Below are 22,238 nucleotides of genomic sequence, written 5' to 3' on the forward strand. Positions count from 1 at the left end.
GGCCGGCGCCCGATCTCCCTGCCGTTCCTCCTCCTACTACGACCGCTTCCGATCACCAGACCGATGCCGTTTTCCCGCTTTTCCCGACGCCATGCGCTCACGCTGTTTGCGGCCGCTGCCGCCGCATCGTCGGCCCACGCGCAGGCGCCTGTCCGCGGTCCTTCGCGGACCGCATCGCCGGCCGCCGACGGAGCGGCCGCAGCACCGGCGGCGCCCGCGCTGCGCCATCCGGTCTTCGTGCTCAATTCGCTCGATGCCAACGTGAGCGTGATCGACCCGGTCACCTGGACCGAAAAGGAGCGCATCCCCACCGGCAAGGAGCCGCACCACCTCTACCTCACGCCGGACGAGAAGTCGCTGATCGTCGCCAACGCGCTGTCGGATTCGCTGACCTTCCTCGACCCGCGGACCGCCGAGGTGCAGCGCACGGTGCGCGGCATCGTCGATCCGTACCAGCTGCAGTTCTCGCCCGACATGAAGTGGTTTGTGACCGCGGCCAACCGGCTCAACCACGTCGACATCTACCGCTGGGACGGTAAGGACCTGACGCTCGCCAAACGCATTTCCACCGCCAAGACGCCCAGCCACCTCTATATCAACAGCAAGAGCACGACGGTGTATTCGTCGATGCAGGACAGCGACGAGCTGGTCGCGATCGACATGGCGACGCAGACGATCAAGTGGCGCACCAAAACCGGCCCGATGCCGGCCGACGTCTACCTCGCGCCGGACGATCGCACGCTGTTCCTCGGCCTGACCGGCGGCGACGGCGTCGAGGTGTTCGACGTGGGCGGCGCGGAGCCGAAGTCGATCAGGAAGATCCCCACCGGCAAGGGCGCCCACGCGTTCCGCAGCGCGGGCGACGGCCGGTACCTCTTCGTCAGCAACCGGGTGGCCAACACGATCAGCAAGATCGACATGCAGACGCAGCAGGCGGTGGAGAGCTACCCTGCGCCGGGCGGCCCCGACTGCATGGACCTGTCGGCCGACGGTCGCTACATCCTGGTCACCTCGCGCTGGGCGCGGAAGCTGACGGTGATCGACACGCAGACGAAGCAGGTGGTCCGGCAGGTGAATGTCGGACGGTCGCCGCACGGCGTCTGGACGCTCGACCATGCGCGGCGCTGAGATGGCATCGCCCCGCCGTGCCCTCCTGCTTGCTATCGTTTCGATAGCTGCTTGCGCAGGTCCGGCGGGCGCTCAGGCGCCAAAAGCATCGGAAAGCTGTGCGCGGCCGGTGTACCTGACGCTCGACACCGGCCACATGGGCGTCGCTCCGCTGGTCGCCGAGGTGCTGCAGCGCCAGCAGGTAAAGGTGACCTTCTTCGGCGCCAACGAGCGCACGAAGGAGGGCGACGGCAGCCTCGGCAACCACTGGGCACCGTGGTGGAAAGCGCGCGCCGCCGAAGGCCACGCGTTTGCCTCGCACACCTACGACCACGCCTATTGGCGCGGCGACGTGAAGACGGCCGGGCAGCCGCCGCAGTTCCGGCTGCGCCCGTCGGCCGGTCCGAACGAGGGCCGCAGCTATGTGGTCGGTACCGCCGGCTACTGCGCCGAGATCCGCCGCGCCGCCGACCGGCTGCAGGAGATCACCGGGCAGAAGCCGCTGCCGCTGTTCCGTGCCCCGGGCGGCAAGACCTCGCCGGCCCTGCTGGCCGCGGCCCGCAGCTGCGGCTATGCGCATGTCGGCTGGTCGCCCGCCGGCTTCCTGGGCGACGAGCTGCCCAGCGAAACGTCGAGCAATGCCGCGCTGCTGCAGAAGGCGCTGCGCGACATCCGGCCCGGCGACATCCTGCTCGCGCACCTGGGTATCTGGTCGCGCAAAGACCCGTGGGCGCCGGCGGTGCTGGAACCTCTGATCGTCGGGCTGAAACAAAAGGGCTTCTGCTTCGCCACGCTGCGCGACCATCCGGACTACCGCGACTGGATCGCCCGGCATCCCTGACGCTTTCCCGTTTCCCTTGCCGAGGACGTTCCCGCCCGTGAACTGGCTCACCGATGTCTTCTCCGCCGCCCAGCAGTGGCTGTTCGAAACGGCCGTGCAGCCCGCGATGTTCGCCCTCGGGATGGGCAACCTGCTGGAAGACGCCTACGACGCGACCGGCTGGCTGCTGGTCGGGCTACTGCAGCTCGCGGTGATGATCGCGGTGATCGCGCCGTTGCAGCGCTGGCGTCCGGCCGAGCCGGTGGTCGACCGGGCCGCGATCCGCACCGACATCCTCTACACGCTGCTGCACCGGCTCGGGCTGTTCAGGGTGGCGCTGTTCTTCCTGGTGGAGCCGCTGTTCGACAGCGGCTTCGGCTGGCTGCGGGTTGAGGGGCTGCGCACCTTCCATCTCGACGAGGTCTGGCCCGGGGTCACCGACCTGCCGCTGGTAAGCCTGGCGCTGTACCTCGTCGTCTTCGACTTCCTCGAGTACTGGATCCACCGCGGGCAGCACCAGCTCCAGTGGTGGTGGAACCTGCATGCGCTGCACCATTCGCAGCGGCAGATGACGATGTGGAGCGACAACCGCAACCACCTGCTCGATTCGGTGCTGCACGACGCGATCGTGGTGGTGGTGGCGCAGCTGATCGGCATCGCGCCGGGGCAGTTCATCGCGGTGGTGGCGATCATGCAGCTGAGCGAGAACTTCCAGCATGCCAACTTGCGGATGTGGTTCGGCCGGCTCGGCGAGCGGCTGTGGGTGAGCCCGCGGTTCCACCGGCGCCACCACAGCATCGGCATCGGCCACGAATGGCCGGCGGCGGTACAGGCCGACGGTCCCGGTGCCCGGCCGGTCGGCGCCCACACGGGCGACGAGGTGCCGCAGGTCGGCACCCGGCTCGGCGGCTGCAATTTCGGCGTGCTGCTGCCGTGGTGGGACATGCTGTTCGGCACTGCCGACTTCACCGTGCGCTACGACCCGACCGGCATCCGCGACCAGGTCGAGCCCGATGCGCGGGGCCGGGTGCGCGACTACGGCCGCGGCTTCTGGGCGCAGCAGTGGCTCGGCCTGAAGCGGCTGGTCGGCCGCGCCTGAGCGCCGCCGCGCCACGGACATCCACCCATGCGACTGCTCCTCGATTCCTTCTGGCGCGCGGCCGCCTACTGCCTGCATCCGCGCGTCGTCGCGCTGTCCTTCCTGCCGCTGGCGATCACCGTCGGCGCGACGCTCGGGCTCGGCTATTTTTACTGGGACGCCGCGCTCGACTGGACGCGCACGATGCTCGACGCGTCCGATCTGCTCCACGGCTTCTGGCGCTGGCTCGACGCGATCGGTGCCGGCCGGCTGAAGGCGGTGGTGGCGCCGCTGCTGGTGATCTTCACCGTGACGCCGGCGATCATCCTGCTGTCGCTCTTGGTGGTGGCCCTGTGCATGACGCCGGCCCTCACCGGCATGGTGGCCGCGCGGCGTTTTCCGGCGCTGGAGCGGCGGCACGGCGCGTCGTTCCTGCACAGCCTGGCGTGGTCGCTCGGCTCGACGCTGGCGGCGCTGGTCGCGTTGGTGGTCAGCCTGCCGTTCTGGCTGGTGCCGCCGCTGATCCTCCTGCTGCCGCCGCTGATCTGGGGCTGGCTGACCTACCGGGTGATGGCCTTCGACGCGCTGGCCACCCATGCCGATCCCGAGGAGCGCCGCGAGATCTTCCGCCGGCATCGCGGCCGGCTGCTGCTGATCGGCATCGCCTGCGGCTACCTGGGCGCGGCGCCGAGCATCGTCTGGGCGTCGGGCGCGCTGTTCGCGGCGGCTTTCATCGTGCTGGTGCCGATCGCGGTGTGGATCTACACGCTGGTGTTCGCCTTCTCGTCGCTCTGGTTTCTGCACTTCGGCCTTGCGGCACTGGAGGCGTTGCGGGCCGAGCGCAGCGCTCCACAGGCGGTTACCGGGGCGGGCGGTACCCTGCCGCTAGCATTGGCGGATGACCCCGACACCGCCCCTTTCCCCGGCCGCGATACCGGCCGTTCCCCGCCCGACGCTTGAGGGCCCGCCGCCGTTCGGGCTGATCGTCGTCGGCGACGAAATCCTGTCCGGCAAGCGCGCCGACAAGCACATGCCCAAGTTGGTCGAACTGCTGGCCGCCCGCGGCCTGCAGCTCGCCTGGGCGGACTATGTCGGCGACGCGCCCGACCGCCTCGCCGCCACGCTCGCCCGTGCCTTCGCGGGGCCCGACATCGTCTTCAGCTGCGGCGGCATCGGCGCCACGCCGGACGACCACACCCGCCAGTGCGCCGGCCGCGCGCTCGGCGAGCCGCTCGTGCTGCATCCCGATGCCGAGGCGCTGATCCGCGAACGCATGCAGGACACCGCCCGCGAGCAGGGCGTCGCCTACGAGCCGGACCGACCGGACAACGTGCACCGGCTCAACATGGGCGTGTTCCCGCAGTCGGCGAGGATCATCCCGAATCCGTACAACAAGATCCCCGGCTTCAGCTGCCACGGCCCGGGCGGCGGCAGCGTGCATTTCGTGCCGGGCTTCCCGGTGATGGCGTGGCCGATGATCGAATGGGTGCTGGATCAGCAGTATGCGCACCTGTTCGACCGCCACACGGTGGAGGAGCGGTCGGTGATCGTCTACGGCTCGATCGAGGCCGCGCTAACCCCGCTGATGGAGCGGATCGAACGGGAGCATGCGTCCGTGCGGGTGTTCAGCCTGCCGAGCGTGGACCATCCGGTGCACGGCCGGCATATCGAACTGGGCGTGAAGGGGGCATCGGCAGCCGTCGCGGATGCCTATCCCGCACTGCTGGCGGGCCTGCATGCTTTTGGTGCGTCTTTGGGCCCTGAATTGGTGCGATGAATTTGCACCGAATAGGTGCGCCCACGCCAGTCGTCAACACAGGGTTGCAGCTGTGGCGATTTGCAGGACAAGAGAGCCTGTCTTTGTAGGTGCATCGTCCGAATGCGCACGGCCGACAAGGCAGAATGCGTGCTGCCGGGGCGGGCGATGCACCAGCTTTGGCACAAAAACTGCATTCCCAGCCCCCGTTGCTGATTTTTCAACGCGCATTCAACCCTGGAGATTTCTGATGGCCAAGACCGTCGCAGACGTGATGAAGATGGTGAAGGAGAACGAAGTCAAGTTCGTCGACCTCCGGTTCACCGACACCCGCGGCAAGGAACAGCACGTCACCGTGCCGGTGTCGCACTTCGACGAAGACAAGTTCACGTCCGGCCACGCGTTCGACGGTTCGTCCATCGCCGGCTGGAAGGGCATCGAGGCATCGGACATGCAGCTGATGCCCGATCCGAACACCGCCAACATCGATCCGTTCTTCGAAGAGCCGACGATGATCCTGACCTGCGACGTGGTCGATCCGGCGGACGGCAAGGCCTACGAGCGCGATCCGCGTTCGCTCGCCAAGCGCGCCGAAGCCTACATGAAGGCCTCGGGCCTGGGCGATACCGCCTACTTCGGTCCGGAACCCGAATTCTTCGTGTTCGACGGCGTGCGCTGGAAGAACGACATGTCCGGCTGCTTCGTGAAGATCGACTCCGAAGAAGCGTCCTGGAACACCGACAAGGAATACGAGCACGGCAACACCGGCCACCGTCCGGCGGTCAAGGGCGGCTATTTCCCGGTGCCCCCGGTCGACTCGATGCAGGACATGCGCTCGGAGATGTGCCTGATCCTCGAATCGCTGGGCATCCCGGTCGAAGTGCACCACCACGAAGTGGCCAACGCCGGCCAGATGGAACTCGGCACCAAGTTCAGCACGCTGATCCAGCGCGCCGACTGGGTGCAGCTGCAGAAGTACGTGATCCACAACGTGGCCCACGCCTACGGCAAGACCGCCACCTTCATGCCCAAGCCGATCGTCGGCGACAACGGCTCCGGCATGCACGTGCACCAGTCGGTCTGGAAGGACGGCAAGAACCTGTTCGCAGGCGACGGCTACGCCGGCCTGTCCGAGTACGCGCTGCACTACATCGGCGGCATCATCAAGCACGCCCGCGCGCTGAACGCGATCACCAACCCCGGCACCAACAGCTACAAGCGCCTGGTCCCCGGCTTCGAAGCCCCGGTGAAGCTGGCCTACTCGGCCAAGAACCGCTCGGCCTCGATCCGCATCCCGTTCGTGGCGAACCCGAAGGGCCGTCGCGTGGAAGCCCGCTTCCCCGATCCGCTGATGAACCCGTACCTGGGCTTCGCCGCGCTGCTGATGGCCGGCCTAGACGGCGTCGAGAACAAGATCCATCCGGGCGAAGCCGCCACGAAGGACCTGTACCACCTGCCGCCGGAAGAAGACGCGCTGATCCCGACCGTCTGCCACAGCCTCGACCAGGCGCTGGAGCACCTGGACAAGGATCGCGCCTTCCTGACCAAGGGCGGTGTGTTCACCGACTCCTACATCGATGCGTACATCGAGCTGAAGATGCAGGAAGTCACGCGTTTCCGCATGGCGACGCACCCGGTCGAATTCGACATGTACTACTCGCTCTGATCTCCGGATCGGCAGCAAACGAAAAGGCGGCTTCGGTCGCCTTTTTTTATGGGCGGGCACCCGCACGTGGCTTTGCACCGGGTTACGCCGGGCCCCGCAGGATTTGCGTGATACTGGCCCGCGCCGGACCGTCCAGCGCCCTTGCCGCGCGTACTGCCATGAAACACGTCGTACTTTTCTGCTCCACCGCCTTCCTGTGCCTGGCCGCCGCGCCGGCCGCGGCACAGGACCGCATCTACCGTTGCGGCAGCGAATACACCAACAACGCCGCCGTGGCCAAGCAGCGCGACTGCAAGCTGATGGAGGGCGGCAACATCACCATCGTTCCGGGCACCCGGCCCACGTCGGCCGGGCCCGCACCATCGTCATCGTCCTCATCCATCGGGCCCGCATCGGCCCCGGTCGTCACGGCGCCGCCCGCGGCCTCGCGCATCGACACCGCCGAGCAGCGCACCCGCGATGCCGATGCCCGTGCGATCCTCGAATCGGAACTGCGCCGCGCCGAAGCGCGCCAGGCCGAGCTGCTCAAGGAATACAACAACGGCGAGCCCGACAAGCTCGGCGCCGAGACCCGCAATCACCAGAAATACCTCGACCGCGTCGCGGACCTGAAGGCCGCCATCGCCCGAAACGACAACGACATTGCCGGCATCAAGCGCGAACTGGCGCGCCTGCCCGCACGATGAGCCTACGCATCCCGGGCGTGGGCCGCCGCAAGCCCAAGCCGTCGCCGTATGCCGCCTTCGACATGCTGGCCACGCTGATCGCGGTGGTCCGGGTCGATGGCTCCGTCGTCTTCGCCAATGCAGCCCTGGAGGATGCGCTCGGCACGTCCCGCCGCACGATCGAGGACACGCCGTTCTTCGACTTCTTCGCCGAGCCGGCGACGCTGCGCACCGCGCTCGACGGCGCCGCCGGCAACGAATTCGCGGCGCTGCGCTACGAAGCGATCGTCAAGCGCGCCAACCACGAGACCTTCCCGGTCCATGCGATCGTCGCGCAGACCGAGCGGCGTGGGGAGGTCGTGGTCGAGCTGCTGCCGCTGGAGCAGCAGGCCAAGCAGGACCGCGAGGAACGGCTGATCGACCAGGCGCAGGCCAACAAGGAGCTGATCCGCAACCTGGCGCACGAGATCAAGAACCCGCTCGGCGGCATCCGCGGCGCGGCGCAGCTGCTGCAGATGGAGGTCGAGTCGCGCGACCTGATCGAATACACCCAGGTCATCATCCACGAGGCCGACCGGCTGCAGACGCTGGTGGACCGGCTGCTCGCTCCGCACCGCCGGCCGCACGTGGTGGGCGACGTGAACATTCACGAAGTCTGCGAGCGGGTGCGGTCCCTGATCCTGGCCGAATTCCCGCGCGGCCTGCGCGTGGTCCGCGACTACGACACCTCGATCCCCGAGTTCCGCGGCGACCGCGAACAGCTGATCCAGGCGGTCCTCAACATCACCCACAACGCCGCACAGGCGCTGGCCGAACGTATCGCGGAAGGCGACGGTCGCATCGTGCTGCGGACCCGCATCGCGCGCCAGGTGACCTTCGGCAAGCAGCGTTACCGACTGGCACTGGAATTGCATGTGATCGACAACGGGCCCGGCGTGCCGGACTCGATCAAGGACCGCATCTTCTATCCGCTCGTCTCGGGCCGGGAAGGCGGTTCGGGCCTGGGGCTGACGCTGGCACAGACATTCGTGCAGCAGCACCACGGCTTGATCGAATGCGAAAGCGTCCCGGGGAAGACGGACTTCAAACTCCTGATTCCCCTGCCATGACAGACCACCGATTGATTTGAGGGATGCGCAGGACATGAAGCCGATCTGGATAGTAGATGACGACCAATCCATCCGCTTCGTGCTGGAAAAGGCGCTGCTCCGCGAAGAACTGCCCACCCGCAGCTTCACCAATCCGCGCGAGGTGCTGGCGGCGCTCGAAGACCTCGGCGAAGACGATGCCGACGGCCGCGGCCCGCAGATCCTGGTGAGCGACATCCGCATGCCCGGCGGCTCGGGCCTCGACCTGCTGGATAAGGTCAAGGCGCGCATGCCGGGGCTGCCGGTCATCATCATGACGGCGTTCTCCGACCTCGATTCCGCCGTGTCGGCCTTCCAGGGCGGCGCCTTCGAGTACCTGCCCAAGCCGTTCGACCTGCCGAAGGCGGTGGAACTGATCCGTCGCGCAGTCGAGGAAAGCCAGCGCGAGGAGGTGGCCGAGGAACGCATGGCCGCCACGCCCGAGATGCTCGGCCAGGCTCCGGCAATGCAGGATGTGTTCCGCGCGATCGGCCGGCTGAGCCAGAGCAACGTGACGGTGATGATCACCGGCGAATCCGGCTCCGGCAAGGAGCTGGTGGCCCGGGCGCTGCACAAGCATTCGCCGCGGGCGAGCGGCCCGTTCGTCGCGATCAACACCGCGGCGATTCCGAAGGACCTCCTGGAGTCCGAGCTCTTCGGCCACGAGCGCGGCGCCTTCACCGGTGCGCAGACTATGCGCCGCGGCCGCTTCGAGCAGGCCGACGGCGGCACGCTGTTCCTCGACGAGATCGGCGACATGCCGTTCGATTTGCAGACGCGGCTGCTGCGGGTGCTGTCGGACGGGCAGTTCTACCGCGTCGGTGGCCACAGCGCCGTCAAGGCCAACGTGCGCGTGATCGCCGCGACCCACCAGGACCTGGAGCAGCGGGTGAAGGACGGCGTGTTCCGCGAAGACCTGTTCCACCGCCTGAACGTGATCCGCCTGCGCCTGCCCGCGCTGCGCGAACGCCGCGAGGACGTGCCGATGCTCACCCGGCACTTCCTGCAGCAGAGCGCCAAGCAGCTCGGCGTCGAGCCCAAGCGCATCGCCGATGCAGCGCTGGCGCGGCTCGGCCAGTTCGGCTTCCCGGGCAATGTGCGGCAGCTGGAGAACATCTGCCATTGGCTGACGGTGATGGCGCCGTCGCAGGTGATCGAGGCGAAGGACCTGCCGCCGGAAGTGCTGGACGCCCCCGGCGCTGCGCCGATGCACGCCGGCATGGCACCACCACCGGCGCCCGCGGTGGACACGGCGCCGGCCGTCGCCGCCGTACCGCGCTGGCCGCAGGCCGGCCCCGCCGCCGAGGGACCGGCCGTCGGCACTACGCTCGCCCCCGTGGCGGGCACCGACGGCTGGGAGCAGGGCCTGGAGCACGAGGCGCTCGCGCTGCTCAACCAGGGCCGCCACGACGTATGGGACGAGCTGTCGCGCCGCTTCGAATCGCGGCTGATCCTGACCGCGCTGTCGAACACCCGCGGCCGGCGGATCGAAGCCGCGCAGAAGCTCGGCATCGGCCGCAACACCATCACCCGCAAGATCCAGGAGCTGGGTCTGGAGTGAAGCGCGGTGGGCGGCGCGTTGGACTAACGGACCGGTGCGCAGGCAGCTGAGACGGGGACGGCCGCCAGCGGCTCGTTTCTTAAGTAAATCGGCCTCCAGCGCCCGTTCTGCCTGCACGGGAAGCTATCGAATCTGTAGCGTCAGGCCAGCGTAGCGACCACCGGCGCATGGTCGCTCGGCTGCTTGTTCTTGCGCGGCGCCCGGTCGACGGTGCAGGCGGTGACCGACGGCACCAGTGCCGCGCTGACGAGGATGTGGTCGATGCGCAGGCCGCGGTTCTTCTGGAAGCCGAGCATCCGGTAGTCCCACCAGGAAAAGCTCTTGTCGGGCTGAGGGAAGAGGCGGTAGGCGTCGGTCAGCCCGAGGTCTATCAGTGCCTGGAAGTGCGCGCGCTCCTCGGTGGTGTGGTGGATCGTCTCGCGCAGCCCGACCGGATCGAAGCTGTCGCGGTCCTCCGGGGCGATGTTGAAGTCCCCGAGCAGCACCAGCCGCGGATGCGCCGCGAGTTCCGCCTGCACCCGCGCCCGCAGTGCGTCGAGCCAGCGCATCTTGTAGGCGAACTTGTCGCTGCCCGGCTCCTGCCCGTTCACGAAATACGCGTTCACCACCCGCACCGGGCCGCTCGCCGCATCCACCGTGGCGGTGATGACGCGCGACTGTTCGTCCTCGAAGCCGCCGATGTTGCGCACCACGTCCGCCAGCGGCGCACGGCTGAGGATCGCCACGCCGTTGTAGGTCTTCTGGCCGAAGGTCGCGCACTGGTATCCGATGGCCTGCAGGGCATCGAGCGGGAACTTGTCGTCGGTGAGTTTCAGCTCCTGCAGGCACAGCACGTCCACGGGGTTGGCGGCGAGCCAGTCGAGCACCTGCGGCAGGCGGACGGCGAGCGAATTGACGTTCCAGGTGGCGATCTGCATGGGCGGCTGTCGGGCGTTGCGGAGAGGGGCGCCAATATACGCGCGGCGTTCCGCTGCTACCCGAGGGGCTTCACGAAACTGCCATCGACCGCTCCGATGATTCGTTGCAAATTATTTCAGTCCGGCGTGCTTCGCGGTGCGTCGTTCCACCATGAGCATTCGTCAACGCATCGTTTTCCTGGTCGCCCTCGTGTTCGCCACGCTCGCGCTGATCGGCGGCTACGCCGTCCACCAGGCACGCAGCAGTTCGGTCGAGGTCCGCGCCGTCACCGAGGGCGTCGTGCCCAGCGCGATCCAGTCGGTCGAGCTGATGACGCAGCTGAAGGATGTGCAGATCGCCGCGTTGTCGATGGTGGCCGCACCCGACGTCGACACCGCGCGCCGCCTGCTGGAGGAACTGAACGCCAAGAAGGCGGGCCTGCAGCGCATGCTCGACGAGCAGCTGGGCCAGGCCGACAGCCACGCTCAGCGCGGGTTGATCAAGGAGGCGCAGGAAAGCCTGCGCAACTATTTCGACGCGATCAACGACACCGCCGGCTTCAAGCTCGCCGGCCAGACCGCGCTGGCCGAGGCCACGATGGGCGCGACCGTGGACCAGTACCTGCGGGAGCAGGGCCAGATGATCGACGCGGTGCAGGTCGAGAAACGCCGCAGCAAGGACGCCGCGATCGACGGCCTGAACCGCCGCCTCGGCGACACCACGGTGGCGCTGTCGGTGATCAGCGCCGTGGCGGTGCTCGGGCTCGGGGTGATCGGCTGGCTGCTGTACCGCCAGGTGGTGCACCCGATCGGCGAGATGGAGGCGAAGATGACCGAGATCGCCACCAGCCAGGATTTCACCCACCGCCTGAGCGTCGGCCGCAACGACGAGATCGGCCGGTCGATGACCGCCTTCAACGCGATGGTCGAGCGTATCGAGGAAAGCACGGCGCTGGTGCGCCAGAAGGCGGCGGACATCCAGGCGCTGCTGCAGAACATCCCGCAGGGCATCCTGACGGTCGAGGCGGGCGGCACCGTGCATCCGGAATATTCCGCGCATCTGCCGGCGATCCTCGGCACGCCCGACATCGCCGGCCGCGACGCGGTGCAGCTCGTGCTGGCCGACGCCGACCTGAGCGCCGACACGCTGGCCCAGGCCGAGGCCGCACTGCACGCCTGCATCGGGGAAGACGCGATGAACTTCGACTTCAACGCGCACCTGCTGCCCACCGAGATCCGCCGGGTCGATGCGGACGGCCGCATCCAGGTGCTGGAGCTCGGCTGGTCGCCGATCGCGCAGGACGACGGCACGCTGCTGCGCGTGATGCTCTGCGTGCGCGACGTGACCGAACTGCGTGCGCTGGCGCTGGCCGCCGGTCAGCAGAAGCGCGAACTCGACATCATCGGCGAGATCCTCGCGGTGCAGCACGAGAAGTTCCACGGCTTCGTCGAGAGTGCGCGGGAGCTGATCGAGGCCAACGACCGCATCGTCCGTGAAGCGGCGCAGGCCGGTGCGCAGGCGCGCGCGTCGGCCGTCGGTCTGCTGTTTCGCAACATGCACACCGTCAAGGGCAACGCGCGGACCTACGGCCTGCGCCACCTCGCCGACGTCATGCACCGTGCGGAGCAGACCTACGACGCGCTGCGCAGCGGCGAGGCCGAATGGTCGACCGCGACGCTCTGCGCCGATCTGTCGGCTGCGCAAGAGGTGCTGGCGGAATACACCCAGATCAACAGCGGCACGCTCGGCCGCACCGGCCCGGGCCGGCGCGGCGACAGCGAGAAGTTCGTGCTGATGGCCCGCGACGATCTGCAGGCGGTGCTCGCGCATCTGGACGCCGGCGAGGCGGCAGGCGGCGAACGGCTGCTCGCGGCGAGCCGCCAGGTCCGTCGCACGCTGCGGCGGGCCGGCACCGAGCGCCTGGAGGCGATCCTGCGCGGCGTCACCGACAGCCTGCCCGCGCTGGCCGAGGAACTCGGCAAGGAGCCGCCGCAGGTGCTGGTCGACGACGGCGGCATCGCGATCCGCAGCCAGCTGTCGGGCGTGCTGCGCAATGCCTGCATGCACCTGCTGCGCAACGCGGTGGACCACGGCATCGAGGAACCGCTGGTGCGCATCGCCCGCGGCAAGAGCGCCATCGGCCACATCCGGCTGGTGCTGGAGATGGACCGCGACATGATGCGCCTGCGGTTGCAGGACGACGGCCGCGGGCTGCATATCGACGCGATCCGCCAGAAGGCGATCGCCCAGGGGCTGCTGGCCGCCGATGCCGATCCCGCGCCGGCGGACGTGGCGCGGCTGATCCTCGCGCCCGGCTTCTCGACCGCCGCGACGGTCACCAACGTGTCCGGCCGCGGTGTCGGCATGGATGCGGTGCAGGGCTTCATCGAAGCCGAGGGCGGCAGCGTGGAGATCGTGCTGCACGGTACGAACGGCCACGGCGCCTACGCCTTCGAAACGGTGCTCAGCCTGCCGGCCGAGTTCGGCGTGGTCGAGGCCGCGGAAACCGAGGCTGCCGCATGAACGAGGTGCTGGTCTTCCTCGGCGGGATCGCCGCCGGCGCAGCGGTGATGGCGCCGTTCCTGGTGGCCGCCCGCCGTGCGCTGCAACGCGCCGCGGCCGACGGCGCTGCGGTGTCCGCCGTGCGGGCGCTGGAGCCGACCGCGACCGACCTGCAGGCCGAGATCGACGCGCTGGAGCAGCGTTTCCGGGCCGAGGTCAGTGCACGCGAAGCGCAGTGGACCGATGCCCGCGCCGATTACGAAGAGCGGCTGCAGACCACGGCGGCCGAAGCGCTCGGCAGGCATACCGGGGTGCGGCGGCATGCCGACGATCTCGCGGCCGCCATCGCGGCCCTGCAGCGCAGCGAACAGACCTTCGACCGCTGGAACACCGGCATGAAAGTGCTGCTGGACCACAACCGGGGCATGCACCACAAGAACGACGAGTTCTCCTCGATCGTGCGGCAGATGGTGATCGTCGCCCTCAATGCCTCGATCGAGGCCGCGCGTGCCGGCGCCGTCGGGCGCGGATTCGCGATCGTCGCCAACGAGATGCGCGACCTGTCGGCCCGTGCCGAGGCGCTGTCGGGCGACTACCGCAAGACGCTGTACGAGAACGACCTGATCACCGCGACCACCTTCCAGGACATGCAGGCCAGCGGCCGCATGATCATCGGCGCGGTGCGCGGGCTGGAACTGACCAACCGCAAGAGCCTCGCGCTGCTCTCGGGCAGCGGCAGCCCTGCATGATCGGCGCCAACGCACAGGCGAGCCTCGACCGGCTGCTGGAGATGGGGCTGCGGACGGCGCTCGAACCGGCCGAAGGTCGGGCGCTGGACATCGCGCGCGGCGATCCGCCGGCGGCGGCCGGGCCGGCCTCGTCGATGGTCGTGCTGATGATCGCGTCGCACGGCTTCCGCATCGTCACCGCGCTGCACTTTCCGCGAACCGATGCGGTGCGCGCGCACTTCGAACGCCTGGGCCGCATGACGGCCGGCGATCCGTCGGCCCAGGCGTTCGACGATGCGATCTCCGAAAGCGCCAACATGTGCTGCGGGGCGATCAACCGCGAGATCGGCCGGTTCTTCGACTACACCGGCATGTCGACGCCCCACATCATCGACAGCCGCAGCGGCCCGCACCTCGACCGGCTCACCCACCACCATCTGCGCCACTACCGGATCGTGGCCGAGTACAGAGCGGTCTTCCACGCCAGCCTGTGCGCCTTCGCCCACACACCGATGGACTTTGTCTGGGAGCCGGAGACGGCTCCGGATACGACGGGCGAACTCGAACTCTTCTGACCGCCGCAACGACGGCCTTTTGCCCATGCTTGCCGAAACCCCTCCGATGCCCGTCAGCAAGGTGCTGGTGCTCGACACCGACGCTGCCTGCCAAGCCACCATCGCCGCCTTCTGCGCCGCGCAGCGTCTGCAGCCGCACAAGGTGCGCGCCGACAACATACTTGCGGTGCTGCGCTCCAACATCGACCTGGGTGCGATCTTCCTGTCGAACCGGATCGGCGACGACGCCCACGCGGGCATTTCGCTGGGACGGCACATCCATGCGGTGCGGCCGGAGCTGCCGATCTTCCTGCGGGCCGAGACGGCCGCGGATGCGCAGGCGCTGCCCAATGACGCGCGCCGCTGCTTCGCCGCGGTCTACGTTAGGACATCGATTGACGAGCTGGTGCCGCTGGTGCAGCAGACGATCTTCAGTCTGGTCTATCCGCCAGCGCTGGTCCGCGGCATCGCGGAGATCACACGATCGTCGCTCGAGAGCCAGTTCCGCGGCCTCGATCTGCAGATGGACCCGCCGTTCATCGTGCGCGACCGGCTGATTTACGGCGAGATCTTCACGCTGATCCCGATCGAGAGCCATTGGTGCCGCGGCTTCATGACGCTGCAGACCGAGGAGGCCGCCCTGCAGCGCCTGGTGCGCGGCGGCCATACCGCGCTGGCTCCGGCCGACGCCGACGACTTCCGCAGCCTCAACGGCATCCTGGGCGAGATCACCAACCTGGTGTGGGGCGGCTTCCGCAACCGGTACGACGACCATCAACCGCGCAGCCGCACGCTGTCGCAGGTGCCGATCGTCGTCAACCACCTGCACCGCTACATCTCGTTCGGGTCGACCGATCCGCAGCTGTGCTTCCGCTGCGTGCTGCATGCACCGAGCGATCCGCAGATGGAGCCGGTAACGATCTACCAGCGCTTCGTGTTCAGCCTGGACTGGTCGCCGGACGACTTCCGCGAGAACACCGCCTCGGCCGACAGCCTGGTCGAGGCTGGTGAACTCGAACTTTTCTGACACCGCGATTTCCGCAGCATTTCTTTTCACAAGGCAGATTTTTCATGGCGCAGATCCTCGTCGTCGACGATTCCAGCACCGTCCGCAACGAAGTGGGCGATTTCCTCAAGCAGAACGGCCTGAGCGTGTCCTTCGCGGTGGACGGCCGCGACGGCCTCGCCAAGCTGCAGGCGGACCCGGGTGTGAAGCTGGTGGTGTGCGACGTCAACATGCCCAACATGGACGGCCTGACGATGGCCGAGAAGGTACGCAGCGATCTGCGCAACAGCAGCGTCGCGATCGTCATGCTGACGACCGAGAATTCGCCCGCCATGAAGGAGCGTGGCAAGGCGGTGGGCATCAAGGGATGGATCGTCAAGCCGTTCAACGGTGCCGCCGTCCTCGGCTCCTTCAAGAAGCTGGTCGGCGCTTGACGATCCGGCGCAGCGTCAGCTGCGCCAGTGCTCGGCCACCCATTGGGCGGGCCGGATGAAACGGAAACGCCGGTTGCGCCGCCCCGCGAGGGCATCCGGCGGATTGCATTCGCCGTGAAAGATCACGACCCGTGCATCCTCGGGTATGCGGGGCGCCTGCCAGTAATTGAGCGGCCACGGCGGGATGCTGTGGTACTTGAAGCTCGGGCACCAGGCGGCCGGCCAGTACTGCAGCCGGCCCTGCCGGTGCAGGTAGTCCGAGAGGAAGGCCTGCTCGTTGCGGAAACGTCTGCGCACCGCATCCTCGTGGGCACCGAAGTAGTCCAGCACGTCGGTATGGGCGCCGATCCGGAACCGGTACACCGACGAGTTGCCGGTGACGCGCCAGGGCCGCTTGTAGTCCTTGATGATCAGGAAGTCGCCCGGATGCTCGAAGAAACTGTCGAGACTTCCGACCACCACCACGTCCACGTCGAGGAACAGCGCCGTGCCCTTCAGGCCGTACAGATCGCGCAGGTCGGCACTGAAGGTGGTGAGCTTGCGCCAGGCACGGTCGTTCACACCGGGGCGCTCCGGCTTGATGGCGAACGCCGGGATCGGATGGAATTCCACCTCCGGCCGGATGCCGCTGCCGTCGTCCGTCAGGCAGACGAAACGGAAGTCGCCGCGCAGGTGCCGGCGGACCATGCCGTAGAGGTTGTTGACATAGGAGGGGCCGTACTTGGTGCCCCATTTCATGCACAGGACGATCCGTGCGTCCGGAACCGCTGTCGCCATGCTTCTAGTCGGACTGGCGCTTCTTGATCGAGGTCTTCTTGGGCTTGGCACGCTTGATCTGGCCGCCCGAGGTCAGCCGCTGGTTGCCCAGCACCCGCAGGATCTTCACCTCCGGCCGCTGGCCGCCACGGCCGTGCTTCAGGATCTTGACTTCGCGCGGACCGGGACGACGGTCGGCGTCGGCCGCCTTTTCCTTCTCGGGCCGGGGGCGCCAGAGCACGAACAGCTTGCCGATGTGCTGGACGGGGGCGGCGCCGAGTTCGTCGGCGAGGGACTGGTACAGGGCTTCGCGGGCGACGCGGTCGTCGAGCGCGGCACGGACCTTGATCAGGCCGTGGGCGTCGAGCGCGGCGCCGATCTCCTTCTGCACCGCCGGCGTGAGGCCGTCGGAGCCGATCATCACCACCGGCTGCAGGTGGTGGGCTTCGGCGCGGTATTCCCGGCGCTGGACGGGGGTCAATGGAATCTGGGGCATCCCCGTATTATCGGTGCCGCATGAAAGTCAAGACCAAAAGCAAGAAGGTCAACAAGGCCTGGCTCAACGAGCACGTCAACGATACCTATGTCAAGCTGGCCGCGAAGGAGGGCTACCGCGCCCGCGCGGCCTACAAGCTGCAGGAGATCGACGAGAGCCTTGACCTCATCCGGCCCGGCCATGTGGTGGTGGACCTGGGCTCTGCGCCGGGCGCCTGGAGCCAGTATGTGCGCCGGCGCCTCTCGCCCGACGGCGCCGCCGCCGGTGCGCTCAATGGCGCGATCGTGGCGCTCGACCTCCTGCCGATGGAGCCGATCGAGGGCGTGCATTTCATCCAGGGCGACTTCCGCGAGGCCGACGTGCTGGCGCGCCTGGAAGAGGCGGTGCAGGGGCGGCCGGTAGACGTCGTGGTGTCCGACATGGCGCCCAATCTGTCGGGCATCGGCGCGACGGACGCGGCGCGCATCGAACTGCTGATCGAACTGGCGGTGGATTTCGCGGTGCGCCACCTGCGGCCGGACGGTGCGCTGGTGGTCAAGCTTTTCCACGGCGGGGCCTACGAGCCGATGGTGGCGCTGTTCCGCGACACCTTCCGGGTGGTGAAGCCGTTCAAGCCGAAAGCCTCGCGCGACAAGTCGTCCGAAACCTTCCTGGTGGGCATCGGCCTGAAGCCTTCGGCACACGGATGAGCCTGTGCCCGACAGGGTTTGGGGCCGCCGAATAGCCCGTCGGACGGCAGGGCCGCGACCGGGTAACCGAATCTGTCCGCCGGCTTGAAACACCTAGAATGCGTCACAGATACGTCACCATGATCCCCACGTTCCCCATCGGAGTCTCGTTTGAATAATCAATGGTTTTCCAAGGTAGCCGTATGGCTCGTGATCGCCATGGTGCTGTTCACGGTATTCAAGCAGTTCGACTCGCGCGGCGGCATGGGCGGTGGCACGGTCGGCTATTCGGACTTCTTGGAGGAAGTTCGCGGCAACCGCATCAAGAGCGCCACCATTCAGGAAGGCCAGGGCGGTAGCGAGATCGTGGCGATCACCACCGACGACCGCAAGATCCGCACGACGGCCACCTATCTCGATCGCGGACTGGTGGGTGACCTGATCGCCAACAACGTGAAGTTCGACGTCAAGCCGCGCGAAGAAGGCTCGCTACTGATGACGCTGCTGGTCAGCTGGGGGCCGATGCTGTTGCTGATCGGGGTATGGGTCTATTTCATGCGGCAGATGCAGGGCGGCGGCAAGGGCGGCGCGTTCAGCTTCGGCAAGAGCAAGGCCCGCATGCTCGACGAAAACAACAACCAGGTCACCTTCGCCGACGTTGCCGGTTGCGACGAGGCCAAGGAAGAAGTGAAGGAAGTCGTCGACTTCCTGAAGGACCCGCAGAAATTCCAGAAGCTCGGCGGCCGCATTCCGCGCGGTCTGCTGCTGGTCGGCCCGCCGGGTACCGGCAAGACACTGCTGGCCAAGTCCATCGCCGGCGAGGCGAAAGTGCCGTTCTTCTCGATCTCGGGTTCGGACTTCGTCGAGATGTTCGTCGGCGTGGGCGCGGCCCGGGTGCGCGACATGTTCGAGAACGCCAAGAAGAATGCGCCCTGCATCATCTTCATCGACGAAATCGACGCGGTCGGCCGTCAGCGCGGTGCCGGCCTCGGCGGCGGCAACGACGAGCGGGAGCAGACCCTCAACCAGATGCTGGTCGAGATGGACGGCTTCGAGACCAACCTGGGGGTGATCGTGGTCGCGGCCACCAACCGGCCGGACATCCTGGATGCGGCACTGCTGCGCCCGGGCCGTTTCGACCGCCAGGTGTATGTGACGCTGCCCGACATCCGCGGCCGCGAGCAGATCCTCAATGTGCACATGCGCAAGGTTCCGCTGGGCCAGGACGTGAACGCGTCCATCATCGCCCGCGGCACGCCGGGTATGTCGGGCGCCGATCTGGCCAATCTCTGCAACGAGGCTGCGCTGATGGCTGCCCGCCGCAACGCCCGCACCGTGGAGATGCAGGACTTCGAGAAGGCGAAGGACAAGATTTTCATGGGCCCCGAGCGCAAGAGCATGGTGATGCCCGAGAGCGAGCGCCGCAACACGGCCTACCACGAGGCCGGCCACGCCCTGATCGGCAAGCTGCTGCCCAAGTGTGATCCGGTGCACAAGGTCACGATCATTCCGCGCGGCCGTGCGCTGGGCGTGACGATGAGCCTGCCGGAAGGCGACCGCTACAGCTACGACCGCGAGTACATGCTGAACCAGATCAGCATGCTCTTCGGTGGCCGTATCGCGGAAGAAGTCTTCATGAACCAGATGACGACCGGCGCCAGCAACGACTTCGAGCGGGCCACGTCTATCGCGCGCGACATGGTGATGCGCTACGGCATGACCGATGCGCTGGGCCCGATGGTCTATGCGGAAAACGAAGGCGAAGTGTTCCTCGGTCGCTCGGTTACCAAGACGACCAACATGAGCGAGCAGACGATGCAGAAGGTCGATGGCGAGGTCCGCCGGATCATCGACGAGCAGTACAACCTCGCGCGCAAGCTCATCGAGGACAACAGCGACAAGATGCACGCTATGGCGAAGGCGCTGCTCGACTGGGAGACCATCGATACCGAGCAGATCGACGACATCATGGCAGGCCGCGAGCCGCGTCCGCCCAAGGATTGGACGCCGCGCGTCCCGCCGGCCGGTGGCGACAAGCCGGGCGGTGGCGGCACTGCGGTGGCGACCGATCCTTCGCCGACGGCTGCCTGAACGTGCAGGCGCTAGAACAGTACGGGGCTTCGGCCCCGTTTTTGCGTGGGGCCGATCGTGACGCGCGTTGAGAACGGCAGTTCGGCGGTGACGCAGGTGTGGCAGGCCGGACGCTTTGTGATCGACCTGACGCAGCCCCGGGTCATGGGCATCGTGAACGTCACGCCCGACTCGTTCTCCGACGGCGGGCATCACGCGGACGCCACGTCGGCTCTCCGGCATGCCGAGCAACTTCTGCGGGAAGGCGCCCACATCCTCGACATCGGCGGTGAATCGACGCGCCCGGGTAGTCCGCCGGTCGACGAAGCGGAGGAACTGCGCCGTGTGCTGCCCGTCGTGCAGGCGGCTGTGCCGTTCGGTGTGCCTCTCTCAGTGGATACCTACAAGCCGGCCGTGATGCGGGCGGCGCTCGATGCCGGGGCTGACATCGTGAACGATGTCTGGGCCCTGCGCCAGGCCGGCGCCGAGGACGCCGTGGCGGGCCATCCGTCCTGCGGGGTTTGCCTGATGCACATGCACCGCGATCCGTCGAGCATGCAGACCGCACCCATGGAGGGCGACGTGGTACCTGCAGTTCATGCATTTCTGGCCGACCGGGGCGCGGCCCTGCAGGCGCAGGGTGTGGCCGCGGACCGCATCGTGCTGGATCCCGGTATCGGCTTCGGCAAGACAGTCGAGCAGAATTTTCATCTGCTGGCGCACCAGCGGGCAGCGGTGCCCCTGCCGTATGCGATCCTCGCCGGCTGGTCGCGCAAGTCGTCGCTGGGCTCCGTGACGGGACGAAGCGTCCAGGACCGCATGGCGGCAAGCATTGCGGCAGCGCTGCTGGCGGTCGAGCGCGGAGCAGCGGTGGTCCGGGTGCATGATGTGGCGGCTACCGCCGATGCGCTGGCAATCCTTCGGGCGGTTCACCACCACAACGCACCATCGCCTGATTCGAAACGAAAAGAGACTTTTCCATGAAACGCCAATACTTCGGTACCGACGGCATCCGCGGCACTGTCGGCCAGCCGCCGATCACGCCCGATTTCGTCCTGCGTCTTGCCCATGCGGTCGGCCGGGTGCTGCGGCGTACCGAGGCACGGCCGCGGGTGATGATCGGCAAGGACACGCGGATCTCCGGGTACATGTTGGAAAGCGCACTGGAGTCCGGCTTCAACTCTGCGGGCGTGGACGTGGTGCTGCTCGGACCGCTGCCGACGCCCGGCGTCGCCTACCTAACCCGCACGCTGCGTGCCAGCCTGGGCGTGGTGATCAGCGCCAGCCACAACCCGTTCGGCGACAACGGCATCAAGTTTTTCAGCGCCCAGGGCACCAAGCTCGACGACGCTTGGGAACTGGCGGTGGAAGCGGCGCTGGAAGAGCCGCCGGTCTGGGCCGACTCCGCCGCGATCGGCAAGGCCCGCCGGCTGGACGACGCGGCCGGGCGCTATATCGAATTCTGCAAGAGCACCTTCGACAACGACCTGACGCTGCGCGGCCTGCGCATCGTGGTGGATGCGGCCCATGGCGCGGCGTACCACATCGCGCCGAAGGTGTTCCATGAACTGGGTGCGGACGTGAGCGCGATCGGCGTCGCGCCGGACGGGCTCAACATCAACAAGGGGGTCGGCGCGACCCATCCGGAGGCGCTGGTGGCCGCGGTGAAGGCCGATGGTGCGGATGTCGGCGTGGCCCTCGACGGCGATGCCGACCGCTTGCAGATCGTCGACGCCGAGGGACGCCTCTACGACGGCGACCAGTTGCTCTACATCGTCGCCAGTGCGCGCCTGGCCCAGGGAGATGCGCTGGTCGCATCGAGCGCCAGCGAAACGGCACCCGGCGTGGTCGGTACGCTGATGACCAACCTGGCGGTCGAGTCTGCTCTGCGCGCCCGCGGCGTGCAGTTCGTGCGCGCCAAAGTCGGCGACCGGTACGTGCTGGAAGAACTTGAGGCGCGGGGATGGCTGCTCGGCGGGGAAGGCTCCGGGCATCTGCTGGCACTGGACAAACACACGACCGGCGACGGCCTGATCAGCGCACTACAGGTCCTGCAGGCCTGTCTGCGCAGCGGCAAGAGCCTGGCGGAACTGCTGGAGGGCGTCAGCCTGTACCCTCAGACGTTGCTGAACGTGAGGCTCGCGCTGGGGCAGGATTGGCGCGCCAACACGGCACTGGCCGACGAAACCCGGCGGGTGGAGGCCGAACTCGGCGACAGCGGCCGGGTGCTCATCCGGCCGAGCGGAACCGAGCCCCTGCTGCGCGTGATGGTGGAAGCCCGCGACGGCGACCAGGGCCGCCGTTGTGCCGAAAGGCTGGCGGCGACGGTGGCGGCGATCTGACGCGC

At 67.7% G+C, this 22,238-nt stretch carries 21 protein-coding genes; 18 read left to right on the forward strand and 3 right to left on the reverse strand.

The genetic code is table 11. The features are described from left to right. The first annotated feature begins 63 nt into the window (after positions 1-63). From QZ500_RS15520 to ntrC, 9 genes are all read left to right on the forward strand, one after another. Positions 64-1,128: a cytochrome D1 domain-containing protein gene (locus QZ500_RS15520; RefSeq protein ID WP_295856309.1), complete on the forward strand. Its 1,065-nt coding sequence runs from the start codon at positions 64-66 to the stop codon at positions 1,126-1,128. Next, complete coding sequence (locus QZ500_RS15525) at positions 1,115-1,948, forward strand: polysaccharide deacetylase family protein (RefSeq protein WP_295856311.1); 834 nt, start codon at positions 1,115-1,117, stop codon at positions 1,946-1,948. Before QZ500_RS15520 ends, QZ500_RS15525 begins: the two co-directional genes overlap by 14 nt. A gap of 37 nt (positions 1,949-1,985) precedes the next feature. Further along, positions 1,986-3,026: a sterol desaturase family protein gene (locus QZ500_RS15530; RefSeq protein WP_295856313.1), complete on the forward strand. Its 1,041-nt coding sequence runs from the start codon at positions 1,986-1,988 to the stop codon at positions 3,024-3,026. Between the two features lie 27 nt (positions 3,027-3,053). Then, on the forward strand, positions 3,054-3,965 hold the full coding sequence (locus QZ500_RS15535; RefSeq protein WP_295856315.1) for an EI24 domain-containing protein: 912 nt from the start codon (positions 3,054-3,056) through the stop codon (positions 3,963-3,965). Further along, positions 3,904-4,782, forward strand: coding sequence for a molybdopterin-binding protein (locus QZ500_RS15540; protein ID WP_295856317.1), 879 nt, complete (start codon positions 3,904-3,906; stop codon positions 4,780-4,782). Before QZ500_RS15535 ends, QZ500_RS15540 begins: the two co-directional genes overlap by 62 nt. A 229-nt stretch (positions 4,783-5,011) precedes the next feature. Beyond that, positions 5,012-6,427 carry a type I glutamate--ammonia ligase gene (glnA, locus tag QZ500_RS15545; protein WP_295856319.1) on the forward strand — a complete coding sequence of 472 codons (1,416 nt, stop codon included), beginning with the start codon at positions 5,012-5,014 and terminating at the stop codon, positions 6,425-6,427. A 158-nt stretch (positions 6,428-6,585) separates the two neighbouring features. Beyond that, positions 6,586-7,113: a hypothetical protein gene (locus tag QZ500_RS15550; RefSeq protein WP_295856321.1), complete on the forward strand. Its 528-nt coding sequence runs from the start codon at positions 6,586-6,588 to the stop codon at positions 7,111-7,113. Between the two features lie 62 nt (positions 7,114-7,175). Next, the gene (gene glnL / locus QZ500_RS15555; RefSeq protein WP_295856398.1) at positions 7,176-8,201 is read left to right on the forward strand and encodes a nitrogen regulation protein NR(II); all 1,026 of its coding nucleotides are present in this window, start codon (positions 7,176-7,178) and stop codon (positions 8,199-8,201) included. A 34-nt stretch (positions 8,202-8,235) separates the two neighbouring features. Next, positions 8,236-9,780, forward strand: a complete 1,545-nt coding sequence (gene ntrC, locus QZ500_RS15560; protein WP_295856322.1) for a nitrogen regulation protein NR(I) — start codon at positions 8,236-8,238, stop codon at positions 9,778-9,780. Positions 9,781-9,920: 140 nt separating this feature from the next. Here the strand turns inward: ntrC and QZ500_RS15565 are convergent, their stop codons facing one another. Beyond that, positions 9,921-10,697: an exodeoxyribonuclease III gene (locus QZ500_RS15565; protein ID WP_295856324.1), complete on the reverse strand. Its 777-nt coding sequence runs from the start codon at positions 10,695-10,697 to the stop codon at positions 9,921-9,923. A gap of 151 nt (positions 10,698-10,848) precedes the next feature. On the opposite strand from QZ500_RS15565, the gene QZ500_RS15570 reads away from it, so the two are divergent. The 5 genes from QZ500_RS15570 to QZ500_RS15590 are packed head-to-tail and all read left to right on the forward strand — an operon-like array spanning position 10,849 to position 15,901. Beyond that, positions 10,849-13,200, forward strand: a complete 2,352-nt coding sequence (locus tag QZ500_RS15570) for a HAMP domain-containing protein (RefSeq protein WP_295856327.1) — start codon at positions 10,849-10,851, stop codon at positions 13,198-13,200. Further along, positions 13,197-13,928 (forward strand): methyl-accepting chemotaxis protein, encoded by a 732-nt coding sequence (locus QZ500_RS15575; protein WP_295856329.1) that lies wholly within the window; start codon positions 13,197-13,199, stop codon positions 13,926-13,928. Before QZ500_RS15570 ends, QZ500_RS15575 begins: the two co-directional genes overlap by 4 nt. After that, positions 13,925-14,482, forward strand: coding sequence for a hypothetical protein (locus tag QZ500_RS15580; protein WP_295856332.1), 558 nt, complete (start codon positions 13,925-13,927; stop codon positions 14,480-14,482). The genes QZ500_RS15575 and QZ500_RS15580 overlap by 4 nt, the downstream gene beginning before the upstream one ends. A gap of 46 nt (positions 14,483-14,528) precedes the next feature. Continuing rightward, entirely contained in the window at positions 14,529-15,488 is a 960-nt protein-coding gene (locus tag QZ500_RS15585) for a chemotaxis protein CheX (RefSeq protein ID WP_295856334.1), read from the forward strand. 44 nt (positions 15,489-15,532) lie between these two features. Beyond that, positions 15,533-15,901, forward strand: coding sequence for a response regulator (locus QZ500_RS15590; RefSeq protein ID WP_295856336.1), 369 nt, complete (start codon positions 15,533-15,535; stop codon positions 15,899-15,901). 15 nt (positions 15,902-15,916) lie between these two features. Here the strand turns inward: QZ500_RS15590 and QZ500_RS15595 are convergent, their stop codons facing one another. Continuing rightward, the gene (locus tag QZ500_RS15595; protein ID WP_295856338.1) at positions 15,917-16,678 is read right to left on the reverse strand and encodes a glycosyltransferase; all 762 of its coding nucleotides are present in this window, start codon (positions 16,676-16,678) and stop codon (positions 15,917-15,919) included. Between the two features lie 4 nt (positions 16,679-16,682). Next, complete coding sequence (locus tag QZ500_RS15600; RefSeq protein ID WP_295856339.1) at positions 16,683-17,153, reverse strand: YhbY family RNA-binding protein; 471 nt, start codon at positions 17,151-17,153, stop codon at positions 16,683-16,685. Between the two features lie 20 nt (positions 17,154-17,173). On the opposite strand from QZ500_RS15600, the gene QZ500_RS15605 reads away from it, so the two are divergent. From QZ500_RS15605 to glmM, 4 genes are all read left to right on the forward strand, one after another. Next, positions 17,174-17,842, forward strand: coding sequence for an RlmE family RNA methyltransferase (locus tag QZ500_RS15605; protein WP_295856341.1), 669 nt, complete (start codon positions 17,174-17,176; stop codon positions 17,840-17,842). A gap of 150 nt (positions 17,843-17,992) precedes the next feature. Further along, on the forward strand, positions 17,993-19,912 hold the full coding sequence (gene ftsH, locus QZ500_RS15610) for an ATP-dependent zinc metalloprotease FtsH (RefSeq protein WP_295856343.1): 1,920 nt from the start codon (positions 17,993-17,995) through the stop codon (positions 19,910-19,912). Positions 19,913-20,056: 144 nt separating this feature from the next. Further along, positions 20,057-20,875, forward strand: a complete 819-nt coding sequence (gene folP, locus QZ500_RS15615) for a dihydropteroate synthase (RefSeq protein ID WP_295856400.1) — start codon at positions 20,057-20,059, stop codon at positions 20,873-20,875. Beyond that, positions 20,872-22,233 carry a phosphoglucosamine mutase gene (gene glmM, locus QZ500_RS15620; RefSeq protein ID WP_295856346.1) on the forward strand — a complete coding sequence of 454 codons (1,362 nt, stop codon included), beginning with the start codon at positions 20,872-20,874 and terminating at the stop codon, positions 22,231-22,233. Before folP ends, glmM begins: the two co-directional genes overlap by 4 nt. The last annotated feature ends 5 nt before the right edge of the window (positions 22,234-22,238 follow it).

This window comes from uncultured Xylophilus sp. (assembly GCA_913776965.1).
GTDB lineage: Bacteria > Pseudomonadota > Gammaproteobacteria > Burkholderiales > Burkholderiaceae_C > Xylophilus.

What these genes read in the sequence shown, in the direction of transcription:
- glnA (WP_295856319.1), top strand. Translation starts at nt 5,012, where the DNA reads ATGGCCAAGACCGTCGCAGACGTGATGAAGATGGTGAAGGAGAACGAA.
- QZ500_RS15525 (WP_295856311.1), top strand. Translation starts at nt 1,115, where the DNA reads ATGCGCGGCGCTGAGATGGCATCGCCCCGCCGTGCCCTCCTGCTTGCT.
- QZ500_RS15575 (WP_295856329.1), top strand. Translation starts at nt 13,197, where the DNA reads ATGAACGAGGTGCTGGTCTTCCTCGGCGGGATCGCCGCCGGCGCAGCG.
- QZ500_RS15540 (WP_295856317.1), top strand. Translation starts at nt 3,904, where the DNA reads ATGACCCCGACACCGCCCCTTTCCCCGGCCGCGATACCGGCCGTTCCC.
- glnL (WP_295856398.1), top strand. Translation starts at nt 7,176, where the DNA reads ATGCTGGCCACGCTGATCGCGGTGGTCCGGGTCGATGGCTCCGTCGTC.
- QZ500_RS15600 (WP_295856339.1), bottom strand. Translation starts at nt 17,153, where the DNA reads ATGCCCCAGATTCCATTGACCCCCGTCCAGCGCCGGGAATACCGCGCC.
- ntrC (WP_295856322.1), top strand. Translation starts at nt 8,236, where the DNA reads ATGAAGCCGATCTGGATAGTAGATGACGACCAATCCATCCGCTTCGTG.
- QZ500_RS15550 (WP_295856321.1), top strand. Translation starts at nt 6,586, where the DNA reads ATGAAACACGTCGTACTTTTCTGCTCCACCGCCTTCCTGTGCCTGGCC.
- folP (WP_295856400.1), top strand. Translation starts at nt 20,057, where the DNA reads ATGGGCATCGTGAACGTCACGCCCGACTCGTTCTCCGACGGCGGGCAT.
- QZ500_RS15535 (WP_295856315.1), top strand. Translation starts at nt 3,054, where the DNA reads ATGCGACTGCTCCTCGATTCCTTCTGGCGCGCGGCCGCCTACTGCCTG.
- glmM (WP_295856346.1), top strand. Translation starts at nt 20,872, where the DNA reads ATGAAACGCCAATACTTCGGTACCGACGGCATCCGCGGCACTGTCGGC.
- QZ500_RS15520 (WP_295856309.1), top strand. Translation starts at nt 64, where the DNA reads ATGCCGTTTTCCCGCTTTTCCCGACGCCATGCGCTCACGCTGTTTGCG.
- QZ500_RS15565 (WP_295856324.1), bottom strand. Translation starts at nt 10,697, where the DNA reads ATGCAGATCGCCACCTGGAACGTCAATTCGCTCGCCGTCCGCCTGCCG.
- QZ500_RS15580 (WP_295856332.1), top strand. Translation starts at nt 13,925, where the DNA reads ATGATCGGCGCCAACGCACAGGCGAGCCTCGACCGGCTGCTGGAGATG.
- QZ500_RS15605 (WP_295856341.1), top strand. Translation starts at nt 17,174, where the DNA reads ATGAAAGTCAAGACCAAAAGCAAGAAGGTCAACAAGGCCTGGCTCAAC.
- QZ500_RS15570 (WP_295856327.1), top strand. Translation starts at nt 10,849, where the DNA reads ATGAGCATTCGTCAACGCATCGTTTTCCTGGTCGCCCTCGTGTTCGCC.
- QZ500_RS15590 (WP_295856336.1), top strand. Translation starts at nt 15,533, where the DNA reads ATGGCGCAGATCCTCGTCGTCGACGATTCCAGCACCGTCCGCAACGAA.
- QZ500_RS15585 (WP_295856334.1), top strand. Translation starts at nt 14,529, where the DNA reads ATGCCCGTCAGCAAGGTGCTGGTGCTCGACACCGACGCTGCCTGCCAA.
- QZ500_RS15595 (WP_295856338.1), bottom strand. Translation starts at nt 16,678, where the DNA reads ATGGCGACAGCGGTTCCGGACGCACGGATCGTCCTGTGCATGAAATGG.